This window comes from Bradyrhizobium sp. WSM4872 (genome assembly GCF_055811715.1).
The window spans coordinates 1-16,245 of record NZ_JBVVPT010000055.1 but is presented as its reverse complement, the minus strand read 5'-3'; the positions used below and the strand labels follow the sequence as shown (position 1 = coordinate 16,245).

17 protein-coding genes are annotated in these 16,245 nt (G+C 64.1%); 11 read left to right on the top strand and 6 right to left on the bottom strand.

All coding sequences use genetic code 11. The features are described from left to right. Positions 1 to 25: 25 nt before the first annotated feature. A complete protein-coding gene (locus AC0L3C_RS35825) occupies positions 26 to 502 on the bottom strand; it encodes a nuclear transport factor 2 family protein (protein WP_473262797.1) in 477 nt (158 codons plus the stop codon). Between the two features lie 154 nt (positions 503 to 656). Between AC0L3C_RS35825 and AC0L3C_RS35820 the strand changes: the two genes are divergently transcribed. Together AC0L3C_RS35820 and AC0L3C_RS35815 are read left to right on the top strand one after the other, a co-directional pair. Beyond that, positions 657 to 1,343: an HAD family hydrolase gene (locus AC0L3C_RS35820; RefSeq protein ID WP_473410372.1), complete on the top strand. Its 687-nt coding sequence runs from the start codon at positions 657 to 659 to the stop codon at positions 1,341 to 1,343. Positions 1,344 to 1,434: 91 nt separating this feature from the next. Next, positions 1,435 to 2,277 (top strand): DeoR/GlpR family DNA-binding transcription regulator, encoded by an 843-nt coding sequence (locus tag AC0L3C_RS35815; RefSeq protein WP_473262799.1) that lies wholly within the window; start codon positions 1,435 to 1,437, stop codon positions 2,275 to 2,277. Between the two features lie 3 nt (positions 2,278 to 2,280). On the opposite strand, the gene AC0L3C_RS35810 is transcribed toward AC0L3C_RS35815, so the two are convergent. Both AC0L3C_RS35810 and AC0L3C_RS35805 read right to left on the bottom strand, forming a co-directional pair. Beyond that, a complete protein-coding gene (locus AC0L3C_RS35810; protein ID WP_473262800.1) occupies positions 2,281 to 2,706 on the bottom strand; it encodes a PIN domain-containing protein in 426 nt (141 codons plus the stop codon). Beyond that, positions 2,703 to 2,984, bottom strand: coding sequence for a type II toxin-antitoxin system Phd/YefM family antitoxin (locus AC0L3C_RS35805; protein WP_473278915.1), 282 nt, complete (start codon positions 2,982 to 2,984; stop codon positions 2,703 to 2,705). The genes AC0L3C_RS35810 and AC0L3C_RS35805 overlap by 4 nt, the downstream gene beginning before the upstream one ends. A 231-nt stretch (positions 2,985 to 3,215) precedes the next feature. On the opposite strand from AC0L3C_RS35805, the gene glpD reads away from it, so the two are divergent. The 7 genes from glpD to AC0L3C_RS35770 all read left to right on the top strand — a co-directional run bounded on the left by glpD (position 3,216) and on the right by AC0L3C_RS35770 (position 10,915). Beyond that, complete coding sequence (glpD, locus tag AC0L3C_RS35800) at positions 3,216 to 4,766, top strand: glycerol-3-phosphate dehydrogenase (RefSeq protein WP_473410371.1); 1,551 nt, start codon at positions 3,216 to 3,218, stop codon at positions 4,764 to 4,766. After that, positions 4,763 to 5,842 carry an ABC transporter ATP-binding protein gene (locus tag AC0L3C_RS35795; RefSeq protein WP_473410370.1) on the top strand — a complete coding sequence of 360 codons (1,080 nt, stop codon included), beginning with the start codon at positions 4,763 to 4,765 and terminating at the stop codon, positions 5,840 to 5,842. Before glpD ends, AC0L3C_RS35795 begins: the two co-directional genes overlap by 4 nt. A gap of 11 nt (positions 5,843 to 5,853) precedes the next feature. Further along, entirely contained in the window at positions 5,854 to 6,939 is a 1,086-nt protein-coding gene (locus AC0L3C_RS35790) for an ABC transporter ATP-binding protein (RefSeq protein ID WP_027568538.1), read from the top strand. After that, the gene (locus AC0L3C_RS35785) at positions 6,939 to 7,841 is read left to right on the top strand and encodes a carbohydrate ABC transporter permease (RefSeq protein ID WP_219684474.1); all 903 of its coding nucleotides are present in this window, start codon (positions 6,939 to 6,941) and stop codon (positions 7,839 to 7,841) included. Before AC0L3C_RS35790 ends, AC0L3C_RS35785 begins: the two co-directional genes overlap by 1 nt. Beyond that, positions 7,841 to 8,647 carry a carbohydrate ABC transporter permease gene (locus tag AC0L3C_RS35780; RefSeq protein ID WP_007606994.1) on the top strand — a complete coding sequence of 269 codons (807 nt, stop codon included), beginning with the start codon at positions 7,841 to 7,843 and terminating at the stop codon, positions 8,645 to 8,647. Before AC0L3C_RS35785 ends, AC0L3C_RS35780 begins: the two co-directional genes overlap by 1 nt. Before the next feature lie 68 nt (positions 8,648 to 8,715). After that, on the top strand, positions 8,716 to 9,045 hold the full coding sequence (locus tag AC0L3C_RS35775) for a DUF2160 domain-containing protein (protein ID WP_211398805.1): 330 nt from the start codon (positions 8,716 to 8,718) through the stop codon (positions 9,043 to 9,045). A 127-nt stretch (positions 9,046 to 9,172) separates the two neighbouring features. Beyond that, complete coding sequence (locus AC0L3C_RS35770; protein WP_473278997.1) at positions 9,173 to 10,915, top strand: ABC transporter substrate-binding protein; 1,743 nt, start codon at positions 9,173 to 9,175, stop codon at positions 10,913 to 10,915. 202 nt (positions 10,916 to 11,117) lie between these two features. Here AC0L3C_RS35770 and AC0L3C_RS35765 read toward each other — a convergent pair whose 3' ends face one another. The 3 genes from AC0L3C_RS35765 to AC0L3C_RS35755 all read right to left on the bottom strand — a co-directional run bounded on the left by AC0L3C_RS35765 (position 11,118) and on the right by AC0L3C_RS35755 (position 14,141). Next, complete coding sequence (locus AC0L3C_RS35765; RefSeq protein ID WP_473410369.1) at positions 11,118 to 12,218, bottom strand: alkene reductase; 1,101 nt, start codon at positions 12,216 to 12,218, stop codon at positions 11,118 to 11,120. A 183-nt stretch (positions 12,219 to 12,401) separates the two neighbouring features. Beyond that, the gene (locus tag AC0L3C_RS35760) at positions 12,402 to 12,905 is read right to left on the bottom strand and encodes a DUF1993 domain-containing protein (RefSeq protein ID WP_473410368.1); all 504 of its coding nucleotides are present in this window, start codon (positions 12,903 to 12,905) and stop codon (positions 12,402 to 12,404) included. 108 nt (positions 12,906 to 13,013) lie between these two features. Continuing rightward, positions 13,014 to 14,141 carry a lytic murein transglycosylase gene (locus AC0L3C_RS35755; RefSeq protein ID WP_473410367.1) on the bottom strand — a complete coding sequence of 376 codons (1,128 nt, stop codon included), beginning with the start codon at positions 14,139 to 14,141 and terminating at the stop codon, positions 13,014 to 13,016. A 359-nt stretch (positions 14,142 to 14,500) separates the two neighbouring features. Between AC0L3C_RS35755 and htpX the strand changes: the two genes are divergently transcribed. Both htpX and AC0L3C_RS35745 read left to right on the top strand, forming a co-directional pair. Continuing rightward, on the top strand, positions 14,501 to 15,433 hold the full coding sequence (gene htpX, locus AC0L3C_RS35750) for a zinc metalloprotease HtpX (protein ID WP_473410366.1): 933 nt from the start codon (positions 14,501 to 14,503) through the stop codon (positions 15,431 to 15,433). Between the two features lie 128 nt (positions 15,434 to 15,561). Beyond that, on the top strand, positions 15,562 to 16,203 hold the full coding sequence (locus tag AC0L3C_RS35745; RefSeq protein ID WP_473410365.1) for a tetratricopeptide repeat protein: 642 nt from the start codon (positions 15,562 to 15,564) through the stop codon (positions 16,201 to 16,203). Positions 16,204 to 16,245 lie beyond the last annotated feature (42 nt).

Genomic DNA, 16,245 nt, shown 5'->3' with positions numbered 1-16,245 from the left:
GTGGGGAGAGGGGAAGAGCCGTTGTTCACAACTTCGTCGCCGCCCGCGAGAGCAGCTTCCAGTCGTCGCCCTGCTTCTGCCAGTTCATCAGGATATGAAGGTTGGTCGGCACTTTCTTCCCATCGGCCGCCATCTCCTGTTCTGCCACCCAGTGGAAACGCACGATCGCAGCGGGGCCGACGACCTTGATGGTCGGGTCCTTGTATTCGATGGACAGGAATTTGGATTTGCCGTCGGTGGCGTTGGCGACGAAGGTCGCCTTGTCCTCGACCTTGCCGCTGGAATGGCTGTAGCTCACCTCGTCGGCGCAGAGCGCGCCGAGCGCCTTGGGATCGGCCGCGATCTGGGCGAGACGGAACGCCTCGACCTTCTTCGCCACGGCTTCCTCGTCCGCCGAGGCCGCCAGCACCGGGGTTGCGAGCGCTGAGACGGCAAGAGTGGAGACGGCAAGCGCTGGGACTGCAAGAGTCGAGAGAGCCAGATCGCGTCGGTTGATCGTCATCGTTTCCTCCTTTTTGATCTTGCATGGAGTGTTGCAGCCGCGCGCGACTTTGTCGAGTGTCGCGTGGTGGTCATGCACGTGCGTCATTGCGCGATTGGCGCTGTATTGATACGGCTTTCGTATTGATGCGTCGTATATTCGGGAAAGTACGGACATGATCGAGGCTATCGGCAAGGAGACGAGCAACGCGTTGCTGTTCGACATCGACGGTACGCTCGCCAACACCGATCCGCTGCACCTGAAGGCCTTCAATCAGGTGCTCGGCCCTCGCGGCCATGTCTTCGATCACGCGCGCTTCTCCAGGGAGCTGCAAGGCTTCGCGAATGTATCGATCGGCGAGCGCTTTCTGCCCGACGAGGCGCCGGAACGGCGTGCCTTGATCCTCGATGAGAAGGAGGAAGTCTTCCGCGAACTCGTCGCCGGGCAGATCGAGCCGCTGCCGGGCCTGATGGCGCTGCTCGACAGGGCGGATGCGGCCGGTATTCCCATGGTCGCCGTGACCAACGCCCCGCGGCTCAATGCGGAGCTGCTGCTGTCCGGCCTCGGCATCACGCACCGCTTTAAGGCGCTCGTGATCGGTGCCGAGCTGTTGCACGGCAAGCCGCATCCGCTGCCTTATCAGGAAGGGTTGCGCTTTGCCGGCGCCAGCGCGATGGCCTCAATCGCGTTCGAGGACTCCCGCACCGGCGTGCAATCGGCCGCAGCGGCCGGCATTCCGACCATCGGCATCCGGACCAGCCTCAGCCATGCTGATCTGGTCGCAGCCGGGGCTATCGCTTCCGCCAGCGCCTTCGACGATCCAGACCTGCTCGCGCGCCTTGCGGACGCGATGGCGTGGTGAGGACCTTCGTCCGTTAACCGTGATCGGCACGCACATTGACCGAACGCGCGAACCGCCGCACCATGCGGCTTCCTGACTTGAGGCCATCGCCGTGACCGGACTGACCCATCGCCAAGCCGAAATCCTCAACATCGCGCGCGCTTCGGGCCGCGTCATGGTCGAGGAGCTGGCGCGCCGATTCGAGGTCTCGGCGCAGACCATCCGCAAGGATCTCAACGATCTCTGCGAGCGGAGATCGCTGACCCGCATCCATGGCGGCGCGATCATTGCTTCCGGCGTGGAAAATCTCGCCTACGAGGCGCGGCGCTTCGTCGCCGCCGACGAGAAGAAGGCGATTGGAGCTGCCGCCGCCTCGCTGATCCCGAACGGCTGCTCGCTCTTCATCAACATCGGCACCACGACCGAGGAGGTGGCGAGCGCGCTGACCTCGCACGAGGACCTCCTCGTCATCACCAACAATCTGAACGTCGCCATGCTGCTGTACCGCCATCCTCGCATCGAGGTGGTGGTCGCCGGCGGCACGGTACGACGCGCCGACGGTGCGGTGGTCGGCTCGACCGCGACGCAGCTGATCGGCCAGTTCAAGGTCGACTACGCCATCATCGGCGCGTCCGCGATCGACGAGGAGGGCGCGCTGCTCGACTTCGACTATCGCGAGGTGCAGGTGGCGCAGGCCATCATCGCCAATGCCCGCAGCGTCATGCTGGTCGCCGATTCCACAAAACTCCGGCGCAGCGCGCCGGTGCGCATCGCCCATATCAGCCAGATCCAGACCTTCGTCACCGACCAGGAATTGCCCGAGCGCCTCGCCACCATCTGCCACGGCAAGGGCATCGAGGTGATGGCGGCGATGCCGAAGGGGGCGGACGTCGATGATGCCCAAGGCGAGGCACAAGAAGCGCCCGAGGCCGCGCCGGTGGTGCGGCTGCGCTAAATTTCATGTGGCTTCCCATGGATTGAGTAGCGGGACGCCGAATACCGCGAAATCCTTCACATTGCGCGTGACGAGCATGAGGTCGTTTGCCAGCGCGGTCGCGGCAAAGAAGCCGTCCATGACAGACAATGCGACGCCGCTTCTGCGGCTCTGAGCCATCAGGTCACCCCAGCGTTCCGCCACCGCGTGGTCGATCGCCAGGGTGCGCCCGGCAAAACGCTCCGGCAGATCGTGGGCAAGCCAGGCGGCCAGTGCTGCGCGCCGACGGCCATCCTCCAGCAATGCGATGCCGCGGCGAAGCTCGGCGATCGATGCCACGCTGATGAACGCACGATCCTCGTCGATCGTATCAAGCCATGACAAGACTTTCGGCGAAGGGGCCGGCCTCTGGACCTCCGACAACACGTTGGTGTCGAGCAGCAGATTCACGGCGTCTCGTCGTGCGGCGCGTCGTGCACGCGTACAAGCTCGAGATCGGCGCTACGCAGCGGCGAAGCCAGCAGGAATTCGGCTAGGGTACCTTTGCGCGCCGTCTTGCGCGCCCATTCCTCGGCGGAAACGATCACCGCATTTGGCTTGCCGTGTCGGGTGATGATTTGCGGGCCGGCCTGGGCACGGTCGATCACCTCGGAGAGCCGGGCCTTGGCGTTGGCAAGCGTCCATGAGTCGGTCGCTGGTGAGTCTGGTGCAGTGCTGTGTTCTGTCATGCAGATAAAGACCAATATGACTACAGTAACTAATAATGGTCCTCGACGACTATTCAAGAGCAAAAATGCTGCTCCGATCCTCTCCTGGACTGCCCATTTTCGCACCCCTTTGCCCACTTATAAGTTCCGCTTTCACTTCCTTTCGCCTCTCTTTCATCTTGCTTTCGCTTTCTGGTGTGATCTAATCAAAAACGAAAGTAACCGCTCGATTGAACGGGCGGTCGCCGGGGGATGCGTCTGTTGGAGCGAATTTTCGACCTCGCCATCATTGGAGGCGGTGTTAACGGCTGCGGCATCGCGCGCGACGCGGTAGGCCGCGGCAACACGGTTTTCCTGTGCGAAATGAACGATCTGGCGAGCGGGACGTCGTCCTGGTCGACCAAGCTGGTGCATGGCGGCCTGCGCTATCTCGAATATTACGAGTTTCGGCTGGTCCGCGAGGCGCTGATCGAGCGCGAGATTCTCTGGGGCATCGCGCCCCACATCATCCGCCCCCTGCGTTTCGTCTTGCCGCACCATGCGGGCTTAAGGCCGGCCTGGCTGCTGCGCCTCGGCCTCTTCCTCTATGACCACATCGGCGGCCGTCATCTGTTGCCGGCGACGCGCTCGGTCGACCTTGGGCGTGACGAGGTCGGCCGGCCGCTGATCCCCAACCGCTACGGCCGCGCATTCGAATATTCCGACTGCTTCGTCGACGACGCCCGTCTCGTCGTGCTCAACGCGCGCGATGCTGCCGACAAGGGCGCCGAGATCCGCACCCGGACCCGCGCGACGGACGTTAAACAGGCCGACGGCATCTGGACCGTCGGCATGACCGACACGCTGACCGGCGCGCGCTCGTCGATCCAGGCTCGTGCGCTGGTCAATGCCGGCGGTCCCTGGGTCGAGGATGTGCTCGGCCGCGGCGCCGGCGTCAATGCCAAGGCCAAGGTGCGCCTGGTGCAGGGCTCGCACATCGTCGTGAAAAAACTCTACGACCACGACCGCGCCTACATGTTCCAGAATGCCGACGGTCGCATCATCTTCGTCATTCCCTATCAGGACGATTTCACGCTGATCGGCACCACCGACCGCGACTATGACGGCGATCCCGCCAAGGTGAAGGCGACGGCCGAGGAGATCCAGTATCTCTGCACGGCGGCAAGCGAATATCTGGCCAAGCCTGTCACGCCCGATGACGTGGTCTGGACCTATTCCGGCGTGCGTCCGCTCTATGATGACGGCGCCAGCGAAGCCAAGGCCGCGACGCGCGATTATGTGTTCGAACTCGACACGCCCGGCGGCGTGCCGCTGCTGTCGATCTATGGCGGGAAGATCACGACCTACCGCCGTCTCGCCGAGGAGGCGCTGGAGCGGCTCGCGCCCTATCTTCGCAGTGCGAAAGCGCGCGAAGGCTGGACCGGCAAATGGCCGCTGCCCGGTGGCGACATGGGCGTGTCCGATGTCGACGGCCTGATCGCCGAGCTTCAGCGCGGCTATCCCTTCCTCAGCCACGAGCATGCGCGGCGCCTCGCGCGCGCCTATGGCACGAGGGCGACCAAGCTGCTGGGGGATGCAAAATCGGCGGCCGATCTCGGCCATGCCTTCGGTGCGACGCTGACCGAGCGCGAGGTCCGCTATCTCATGGCCAACGAATGGGCCGTTACCGCCGAAGATATCGTCTGGCGCCGTTCCAAGCTTGGCCTGCGACTAAGTGCCGACGAGATCGCTGCGCTTGACGACTGGATCAGGACCCACGCCGTGCAGCAAAGTCCCCTGCTGGAAGCGGGAGGACGCTCATGACCGTGACACTCGATCACGTGACCCGGACTGTCGACGGTATCGAGCACATCCGCGACGTCTCGCTGACGCTCGAGAGCGGCACGCTCAACGTGCTGCTCGGGCCGACGCTGTCGGGCAAGACCTCGATCATGCGGCTGCTCGCTGGCCTCGACAAGCCGACATCGGGCAAGCTGCTGGTCAATGGCAGGGACGTCACCGGTGTCGACGTGCGCCAGCGTTCGGTCGCCATGGTCTATCAGCAGTTCATCAACTACCCTTCGCTGTCGGTCTACGAGAACATCGCTTCGCCCTTGCGCGTGCAGGGCAAGCCGCGCGCCGAGATCGAGGCGCGGGTCGCGGAAGCCGCCCGGCTGCTCCGGCTCGAGCCGTTCCTGAAGCGCACGCCGCTCCAGCTTTCCGGCGGCCAGCAGCAGCGAACCGCGATGGCGCGCGCGCTGGTGAAGGGCGCCGACCTCGTGCTGCTCGACGAGCCGCTCGCCAATCTCGACTACAAGCTGCGCGAGGAGCTGCGCACCGAACTGCCGCGCATCTTCGAGGCGTCCGGCGCGATCTTCGTCTATGCCACGACCGAGCCGACCGAGGCGCTGCTGCTCGGCGGCAACACGGTGTGCATGTGGGAGGGAAAGGCGCTCCAGATCGGTGAGACGCCGAGCGTTTACAGGCGGCCGCAGACCTTGCGGGTCGCCCAGGTGTTCTCCGATCCGCCGCTCAATCTCGTCGGCGTCGAGAAAAAGAACGGCTCCGTGCAATATGCCGGAGGCATTGCCGCGCCGGCATCCGGTCTCTATTCGTCTCTCGCCGACGGCGCCTATCGCGTCGGTTTCCGCGCGCACCAGCTCGCGCTCGCCAATGGCGAGACCGACCGCCACGCCTTCCACGCCACGGTAACGGTGACCGAGATCACCGGTTCGGAGAGTTTCGTGCATTTGACCCGCGACGGATCGAACTGGGTGGCGGTGCTGCACGGCGTGCACGAGTTCGAGCCCGGCCAGACGCTCGATGCCGTGCTCGATCCCAACGACGTCTTCGTTTTCGATGCGGCAGACCGTTTGGTCGCCGCTCCTGGCAGTATCTGAGGAGATGCGACATGGCCCGCATTGACCTCGTCGATCTCGCGCACTCCTACGGCGGCAATGATGCGCCGCAGGACAGCTTTGCTCTCAAGCCTGTCACCATGACCTGGCGGCAGGGCGGCGCCTACGCGCTGCTCGGGCCGTCCGGCTGCGGCAAGACCACGCTGCTCAACGTCATCTCGGGCATCATCACGCCGTCGCGCGGGAAAATCCTGTTCGACGGCGAGGACATCACACCGCTGTCAACCCAGAAGCGCAACATCGCCCAGGTGTTCCAGTTTCCGGTGATCTACGACACCATGACGGTGGGGCAGAATTTGGCGTTCCCTCTGAAGAATCGCGGCGTGCCGAAGGCCGAGATCGACAAGCGCGTCGCCGAGATCGGCCGCCTGCTCGACCTCGAGCCCTATCTGAACCGCAAGGCGACGCGGCTCACGGCCGATGCCAAGCAGAAGATCTCGCTCGGCCGGGGCCTGGTACGCTCCGATGTCGCCGCCGTGCTGTTCGACGAGCCGCTCACCGTGATCGACCCCGAGCTGAAATGGCAGCTCCGCTCCAAGCTGAAGGCGTTGCATCGCGAGCTCGACCTGACGATGATCTACGTCACCCACGACCAGACCGAGGCGCTGACCTTCGCCGACACCGTGGTGGTCATGCATGACGGCCGGGTGGTGCAGAGCGGCACGCCGGCCGAGCTGTTCGACAAGCCGGCGCATACCTTTGTCGGCTATTTCATCGGCTCGCCCGGCATGAACATTCTTCCGGCCGAGGTGAGGGGCCGCGAGGCCAGGATCGGCGGTCATGTGATCGCGCTCAACCGCAGCTACGACAAGCTGCCTGATGGCGCGAAGATCGAAATCGGCGTCCGTCCGGAATTCGTCGAGGCCGTTGCGCCTGCGCCCGGCCTGCTCAGTGCGAAGATCGAACGCGTCGACGACCTCGGCCGCATCCGCTTCGCGCGTGCGCGGCTCGGCGACGCAAAACTCGCGGCCCGTGCACCGGCCGGCTTCACCAGTCCGGACGGCACGGCCGGCCTGAAATTCGACCCATCGCACGTCCACGTCTATGCCGACAGCCTTCTGGTGGAGGGAGCCGCCTGATGGACAAGACCGTCAACCAAAAAGCCTGGTTCCTGGTGCTGCCGGTGTTCCTGGTCGTCGCCTTCTCGGCAGTGCTGCCGCTGATGACGGTGGTGAACTATTCGATGCAGGACACCTTCGGCAACAACCAGTTCTTCTGGAATGGTGTCGGCTGGTTCAAGGAATTGCTCGATCCCTCGACTGATCTCGGCGGCCGCTTCCTGGCCTCGCTCGGCCGCAATCTGTTCTTCTCGCTGGTGATCCTCGCAATCGAGGTGCCGCTCGGCATCGTCGTTGCGCTGTCGATGCCGCGCCAGGGCTGGACGGTCGCGGCATGCCTCGTCATCCTCGCGTTGCCGCTGCTGATCCCATGGAACGTGGTCGGCACGATCTGGCAGATCTTTGGCCGCCCCGACATCGGCCTGCTCGGCTATGTCCTCAATGCCATCGGCATCGACTACAATTACGTCTCCAACGACATCGACGCCTGGGTCACTGTCATCGTGATGGACGTCTGGCACTGGACCAGCCTGGTCGCGCTGCTCTGCTACGCCGGCCTGAAGTCCATTCCCGAAGCCTATTACCAGGCGGCGCAGATCGATGGCGCCTCGCGCTGGGCGGTGTTCAAGGCGATCCAGCTGCCCAAGATGAACCGCGTGCTGCTGATCGCGGTGCTGCTGCGCTTCATGGACAGTTTCATGATCTACACCGAGCCGTTCGTGGTGACGGGTGGCGGGCCCGGCAATTCGACCACCTTCGTGTCGATCGAGCTGGTCAAGATCGCGCTGGGCCAGTTCGACCTCGGCAAGGCCGCCGCGCTGTCGCTGGTCTACAACCTCATCATCCTGATCGTCTGCTGGATCTTCTACACCGTCATGACCAATGCCGGCGCCGAGCGGAAGCCGCAGGAAGGAGCCGCGTGATGCACTCGATCCCCGGCCGTCGCCTCATCATGGCGCTGTTCTTGATCTTCCTGCTGTTGCCGATCTACTGGCTCGTCAACATGAGCTTCAAGACCAACGCCGAGATCGTCTCGACGATGACGCTGTGGCCGCACGCCCCGACGCTCCAGCACTACAAGCGCATCTTCACCGACGAGAGCTGGTATTCCGGCTACATCAACTCGCTGGAATATGTCGTCCTCAACACCATCATCTCGATCTCGGTGGCGCTGCCGGCGGCCTACGCGTTCTCGCGCTACCGTTTCCTCGGCGACAAGCATCTGTTCTTCTGGCTGCTGTCGAACCGCATGGCGCCGGCCGCGGTCTATGCCCTGCCGTTCTTCAATCTCTATTCGGCGATCGGGCTGTTCGATACGCCTTGGGCGGTCGCGCTGGCGCACTGCATCTTCAACGTCCCGCTGGCGGTGTGGATCCTGGAAGGCTTCGTCTCCGGCGTGCCGCGCGAGATCGACGAGACCGCCTTCCTCGACGGCTATTCCTTCCCGCGCTTCTTCATCAAGATCCTGGTGCCGCTGATTGCGAGCGGCATCGGCGTCGCCGCCTTCTTCTGCTTCATGTTCTCCTGGGTCGAGCTGCTGCTCGCGCGCACGCTGACCTCGGTGCAGGCCAAGCCGATCGCGGCGATCATGACGCGCACGGTGTCGGCCGCGGGCATGGACTGGGGCCTGCTGGCTGCGGCCGGCGTGCTGACCATCATCCCGGGCGCGCTCGTGATCTGGTTCGTCCGCAATTATATCGCGAGCGGTTTCGCGCTCGGTCGGGTGTAGGGAGGCGCGCATGATCCCGAAAAGTGGAAACCGGTTTTCGGACCAGATCATGCGCAAGGAGTAAGAGCATGGAATCTATTGCATGGATGGCCTGGACGCCGCCGACGGCAATCTTCTTTGTCGCGCTCGCCTGCACGCTGGCCGTGATGACCTGGCTCGGGGTGGCCTATCCCGAAGCCGAACGCGTCGGCGTGCTGCGCATCCCGACAACGCGCGGTGACCGCCTGTTCATCTCCCTGATCACGGCAGCGGTCATCCATTTGCTTTGGATCGCTTTCGCCGGCACCGACGCCCTCGCCACGCTGCCGATCGGCGAGGACGGACTTGAAATTTCGCGCCTTTGGATCGCATCAGGAATTTCGCTGGCCACGGCCGTACTCATTTTCCGCACGGTCTAGCCCGCGAAGGAACGGCCAGATCCGGGACCAACCCGGGCCTGTAAAAAGTTTGTCGCTGCAACGGAGGAACAACATGCGGCAGTTTAGGAGAAGGGAACGTCCATTGACCAAGAATAGCTTTCTGACGATGTCCAGCGTCGCCGCCATGGTCGCGGTGTCGTTGGCCGTCTCGGCGCCGGTGCGCGCCGCCGACGACGCCGCGATCCAGAAGTGGATCGCGGAATTCCAGCCCTCGACGCTGTCGAAGGAAGACCAAAAGAAGGAGCTGGAGTGGTTCGCCAAGGCCGCCGAGCCCTTCAAGGGCATGGAGATCAACGTGGTCTCCGAAACCATCACGACCCATGAATACGAGTCGCAGACGCTGGCCAAGGCGTTCTCCGAGCTCACCGGCATCAAGCTCAAGCACGACATCATCCAGGAAGGTGACGTCGTCGAGAAGCTGCAGACCCAGATGCAATCCGGCAAGAACGTGTACGACGGCTGGATCAACGATTCCGACCTGATCGGCACGCACTTCCGCTACGGCCAGACCATCGCGCTGTCGGACTACATGACCGGCGAGGGCAAGGACGTCACCGACCCCATGCTCGACGTCAACGACTTCATCGGCAAGTCGTTCGGCACGGCGCCGGACGGCAAGCTCTATCAGCTGCCCGACCAGCAGTTCGCGAACCTCTACTGGTTCCGCTACGACTGGTTCACCAACCCCGACTACAAGGCCAAGTTCAAAGCCAAGTACGGCTACGAGCTCGGCGTGCCCGTGAACTGGTCGGCCTATGAAGACATCGCCGAGTTCTTCACCAACGACATCAAGGAGATCAACGGCGTCAAGGTCTACGGCCATATGGACTATGGCAAGAAGGACCCGTCGCTCGGCTGGCGTTTCACCGACGCCTGGCTGTCGATGGCCGGTAACGGCGACAAGGGCATTCCGAACGGTCTGCCGGTGGACGAATGGGGCATCCGCATGGAAGGTTGCCGTCCGGTCGGCTCCTCGGTCGAACGTGGCGGCGACACCAACGGCCCGGCCGCGGTCTACTCGATCACCAAGTACCTGGAGTGGATGAAGAAATATGCTCCGCCGCAGGCTCAGGGCATGACCTTCTCCGAGTCGGGTCCGGTGCCGGCGCAGGGCAACATCGCCCAGCAGATGTTCTGGTACACCGCCTTCACCGCCGACATGGTGAAGCCGGGCATCGCGGTGATGAACGCGGACGGTACGCCGAAGTGGCGTATGGCTCCGTCGCCGCACGGTTCGTACTGGAAGGAAGGCATGAAGCTCGGCTACCAGGACGCCGGCTCCGTGACGCTGCTGAAGTCGACCCCGGCGGATCGCCGCAAGGCGGCCTGGCTCTATCTTCAGTTCATCGTCTCCAAGACGGTGTCGCTGAAGAAGAGCCATGTCGGCCTCACGTTCATTCGGGAATCCGACATCTGGGACAAGTCGTTCACGGAGCGTGCGCCGAAGCTCGGCGGCCTGATCGAGTTCTACCGCTCGCCCGCGCGCGTGCAGTGGACCCCGACCGGCAACAACGTGCCCGACTATCCGAAGCTGGCGCAGCTGTGGTGGCAGAACATCGGCGATGCGTCGTCCGGTGCGAAGACGCCGCAAGCCGCGATGGACTCGCTCGCCGCTGCTCAGGACTCCGTGATGGAGCGCCTGGAGAAGTCCGGCGTGCAGGGGGCCTGCGGTCCGAAGCTGCACAAGAAGGAGACGGCCGAGTACTGGTTCGCCAAGGCCCAGAAGGACGGAACGATTGCTCCCCAGCGCAAGCTCGCCAACGAGAAGCCGAAGGGCGAAACGGTCGACTACGACACCCTGATCAAGTCGTGGCCGGCCCAGCCCCCGAAGCGCGCTTCGCTGCAGTAAGGCACGTCTCATAACGACGAAAGGCCGGGAGCAATCCCGGCCTTTTTCTTGTTTTGCGTGACGTCGTACTCTCTCGATTATCCTCCGCTGTCATCGTCCGCGAAGGCGGACGATCCAGTATTCCAGAGGCGGTCGTGGCTTGAATCGAGAAGCCGCGGCGTACTGGATGCCCGGCTTCGCGGGCATGACAGCTGTGCCCGCCTTACTCCGCCGGCTCAGCCGCCAGCGTCGGATAGTCGGTGTATCCCTTCGCGCCGCCGCCGTAGAACGTGTTCTTGTCCCAATCGTTCAGCGTCGCGCCCTGCTTCAGCCGCTCGACCAGATCGGGGTTGGAGATGAAAGGCTTGCCGAAGGCGATGAGATCGGCCGCGTTCGCCTCGAGCACCTTGGTGGCGAGGTCGAAATCATAGCCGTTGTTGGCGATGTAGGCGCCGGGGAAGCGCTTGCGCAGGCCCGCATAGTCGAACGGCGCGATGTCGCGCGGACCGCCGGTCGCGCCTTCGACGACATGAAGATAGACCAGCTTCAGCGCGGCGAGCCCGTCGACGATATGGTCGTAAAGGGCTTGCGGGTTCGAATCCGAGATGTCGTTGGCCGGCGTCACCGGCGAGATGCGGATGCCGGTGCGGTCGGCGCCGGCCTCCGCCACGACGGCCCTGGAGACTTCCAGCATCAGCCGCGCCCGGTTCTCGACGGAGCCGCCATAGGCGTCGGTACGCTTGTTGGTGCCGTCCTTGGCGAACTGCTCGAGCAGATAGCCGTTGGCGCCGTGGATCTCGACGCCGTCGAAGCCGGCTTCGAGCGCATTCTTCGTGGCCCGCTTGAAATCGTCGATAATCCCTGGAATTTCGGAGAGCTCGAGCGCACGGGGCTCGGAAACATCGGCGAAGCCGCCGTTGACGAAGGTCTTGCCCTTGGCGCGGATCGCGCTCGGCGCCACCGGGGCTGCGCCATTGGCTTGAAGGTCGACATGCGAGATGCGACCGACATGCCAGAGCTGGATGAAGATCTTGCCGCCACGCTGATGCACCTGATCGGTGACCTTGCGCCAGCCGGCAACCTGCTCCTTGGAGTAGATGCCGGGGGTGTCCTGGTAGCCTTGGCCCTGCTGCGAGACCTGGCTCGCTTCGGTGATCAGAAGGCCTGCGGAAGCACGCTGGCCGTAATAGTCCGCCGCGAGCGGGCTCGGTACGAAGGTGCCGGGAACGGCGCGGTTGCGCGTCAGCGGCGCCATCACCAAGCGGTTGGCCAGCGTGATCGGGCCGAGTTTGTAGGTCTCAAACAATTTGGTCGAACGGCTCATGAGAATGCTTCCAGGCGATGAGTGGTCCGGAACATTTGTGCATCGCGGCAATCAACGCAAGGGAGGAGCCATACAGAAACTGCAGGCGAGATGCGCAGCGGAGGCGCACAGCATAAATCATGTGCAATTTCGGCCGCGGCAGCAGATTCGATCTCCCGCCGCGGCCGCCTGAATAATCGCGTTTTAGTTCGCGCCGAGGAAATCGCGCTTGCCAATCTCGACGCCGGCGTGGCGCAGAAGGCCGTGGGCAGTCGCGGCGTGGAAATAGAAGTTCGGCAGCGAGAACGCGCTCAGGAATTGCTGGCCATTCATGGTGATGGACTTGTCGGGACCGGCCGGGAAGGTGACGTCCCTGGTGTCGGCGCCCTCGAACTGCGCCGGCTTGAACGATTTCACATAGTCGATGGTCTTCGCCAGGCGCTGCTTCAACTCCGCAAAGCTGGTCTCGGTGTCCGGTGTGGAGGGCACTTCGCTATGGGTCAGCCGGGCGCAGCCTTTGGCTGCGAAATCGCTGACCAGCTGGATCTGCTTCGACAGCGGCAGCATGTCCGGAAACAGGCGGGACCCTAGCAGGACGCTCGGGTCGACCTTCTTGGCCGCACAATGCGCCTCGGCTTTCGTGAGCAGGCCGATCAGGCTGTTCAGCATTTGCAAATAGGCGGGAACGACGGCGTCGTGGAAGGACATGTGATGCTCGCTCTGTGGTGGGAAATCTCAGGAGAAACCTGAGCCACTCACATGGGAACCTCATGGAAAAATACAATCGCGAAAGCGCCTTTGTGCAGTGCGAAAATTCTACCGGATCGTCCCCACTGGCTGCGCCTGCGCCGTGCCCCCGCGCATGCGCGCAAGCAGCTCCGCGGTCGGCCAGGAGTCGGCCGGCAGACCGTATTTGATCTGCATCGCCTTGACGGCGGCGCGGCTCTGCTGGCCCAGCACGCCGTCGACCTTGCCGACGTTGAAGCCAGCCTGGACCAGAAGCTGCTGCAATTGCTTGAGCTCGTTGAACGGCAGCTGCGCGACCGGTGTGGACGGCTTTCGCATCGGAGCCGCGCCCGCGATGCGGGTGGCGAGATAACCAGCGGTGGTCGAATAGATCAGCGAGTTATTCCACTCGGTGTAGGCGGCGAAATTCGGGTACGCCATGAAGGCCGGGCCGAAGCGTCCCATCGGCAGCAGCACGGAGGCCGCGAGGTTGTCGTTCGGCAGCGGCCGGCCGTCGGGATAGGTCACGCCGAGCTGAGCCCATTTCGAGCGCGGCTCTCGCACCGTGAGGTCGGTCTGATCCCACGGCAGGTTCTGCGGCACCTTGATCTCCTCCAGCCAGGGCTCACCGCGCCGCCACTTCAGCCCGTTGGCGATGTAGTTCGCGGTCGAGCCGATCACGTCGTCCTCGCTGCGGAGGAGATCGCGTCGTCCGTCGCCGTCATAGTCGACGGCATAGTTGACGTAATGCACCGGCAGGAACTGGGTCTGTCCGAGCTCGCCGGCCCAGGAGCCGACCATCTCGTCAGGATGCAAATCGCCGCGGTCGATGATCTTCAGCGCGGCGATGGTCTCGTTCACGAACATCTCCGAGCGGCGGCAATCATAGGCCAGCGACACCAGCGATTTCAGCGTCGGCAGATTGCCCATGTTGACGCCGAAATCGCTCTCCAGTCCCCAGAACGCGGCGATCACCGCGGGCGGCACGCCGTATTCCTTTTCCGCGCGCGCGAACGCGGCCGCATGTTGCTTGATGTGCTGCTGGCCGTTCTGCATGCGATAGGGCGCGGCCATGCGGCCGGCAAATTCGGTGAAGAGCTGGCCGAACACGCGCTGGCCGCGGTCGCGATTGACGATGCCCTGGTCGTAGACGAGGTAAGGCGAGGCCGCCGCGATCGTCCGCTGCGACACGCCGGCGGCAACGGCCTGTTGTTTCACGTCGGCCAGAAACCGATCGAAGTTCGCTCCGTTGTGACACGACGCCGCGTGCGGGGAGGGCGCGCTGGCCCTGGGGGCCGCCGGCTTTGCGGGTGGCGGAGCGAACTGGGCAGAAGCGGGAAGGGCGAGCGTGAGCGGGCGGCGGCCGCGATCGCAAATCGGGTCTGGAGCATGAGGTTTCCGCAAGGGGAGGAGACGCTTGGATTCTTGGGCAAGCTTAATGGAACGATTGACTTCAAACCAGTGCCGCGGCTCCGCGACGCACCCGGAAACCTTGCGGGCGGGCCGGGGTCATCCCTACCTCATGCTTGCCGGCCCGCAATCCCTCCAGCGGCCACGGCCGGCCTCGGGAGACGGCCATGAACTATCTTCGTACCGCAATGCTGCTTGCAGGCCTCACCGCCCTGTTCATGGGCGTCGGCTATCTGATCGGCGGTGCCGGCGGCGCCATGATTGCGCTCGTTATTGCCGCGGCGACCAATCTCTTCACCTACTGGAACTCCGACCGGATGGTGCTGTCCATGTATGGCGCCCATGAGGTCGACCGCAGCAGCGCGCCGGAGCTGGTCGGGCTCGTTGCCGAGCTTGCGGGCCGCGCCGGCTTGCCGATGCCGCGCGTGTTCCTGATGGACGAGCCGCAGCCCAACGCATTTGCCACCGGGCGCAATCCCGAAAATGCCGCGGTTGCGGTCACCACCGGGCTGATGCGCCAGCTCAGCCGCGAGGAGCTCGCCGGCGTGATCGCGCACGAGCTTGCCCATATCAAGCACCACGATACGCTGCTGATGACTGTGACCGCGACCATTGCGGGTGCGATCTCGATGCTGGCGCAGTTCGGCATGTTCTTCGGAGGCAACCGCGACAACAACGGTCCGGGCATCGTCGGTTCGATCCTGATGATGATCCTTGCCCCGATCGGCGCCATGCTGGTGCAGATGGCCATCAGTCGTACGCGTGAATACGCCGCGGACAATCTCGGCGCACGCATCGCCGGTCAGCCGATGTGGCTGGCATCGGCGCTGGTGAAGATCGAAGGTGCTGCGCATCAGGTCCCGAATGTCGAGGCGGAGCGAAATCCTGCCACTGCGCACATGTTCATCATCAATCCGCTGTCGGGCCACGGCGTAGACAATCTGTTCGCCACCCATCCTTCGACGCAAAATCGCATCGCGGCGCTTCAGCAGCTCGCAGCCGGGCTCGGTGCGCAGGCGTCTCCGTCGGTCGGCGCGAATGAGAACTATCCGCCCCGGAGCCCGTGGGGCCGCTCTTCTTCACGCGGGCCTTGGGGCTGACGCGGCCCGAATTTGCTCGCTTTGTGACCTGTCGCACACAGAACGGTCCCGGCCGGTGTTAACACCCTGCCGTGACAGTTCCTGCGAAAGGGGATGCGTGGCCGGCCCTCTGCCTGCCACCGTCGAAGATGACCAAAGCTGCAGTACCATTGTTGATCGCCCTCGGCGTGCTGATCGGCCTGTCCACGCACACCGTCGTCAATTGCGGGGACGAGGACGAGCCCGACATCTGCTCGGCGGTGATCGGCTTCTCGCCGCTGCGCGGCTCGCTGATCGCTTTCGCCTATGAGGGGCGCGGACGGATCGCGCTACGCCACGGCGACTGGCAGCGGGCGATCGCGGATTTCGACGAGGCCATCCACCTCAATCCCAACCGCGCCTCGCTCTATCGCGATCGGGCGCTGGCGCGCCGGCAGAACGGCGATCTCGAACTTGCGATCGAGGATTACGACGAGGCGATCGCGCACGATCCCAGGCACGCCACGCCCTATCACCAGCGCGGTCTCGCGCTTGCGGCCGCCGGCGATCTCGATCGCGCGATCCTGAGCTACAACACCGCGGTCCGCCTCGACCCCTCGGATGCGCAGCCTCGGCTCGACCGCGGCCTCGCCTTCCTCGCCCGTGGCCAAGCGAATGAGGCGCGCGCCGATTTCGAGGCCGCGCTGGCGCTGCCCGCCGGCAAGGATCCCGGTACCCGCGATGCAGCGCGCGCAAAACTCGCCGAACTCGCGAGCGCCGAGCCGACCCGGCTCGCCGCTCCCGGAAGGTAGAGATATCTAGAGCTGCGTGCGCCGCTGCAACCCTCTCCCCCT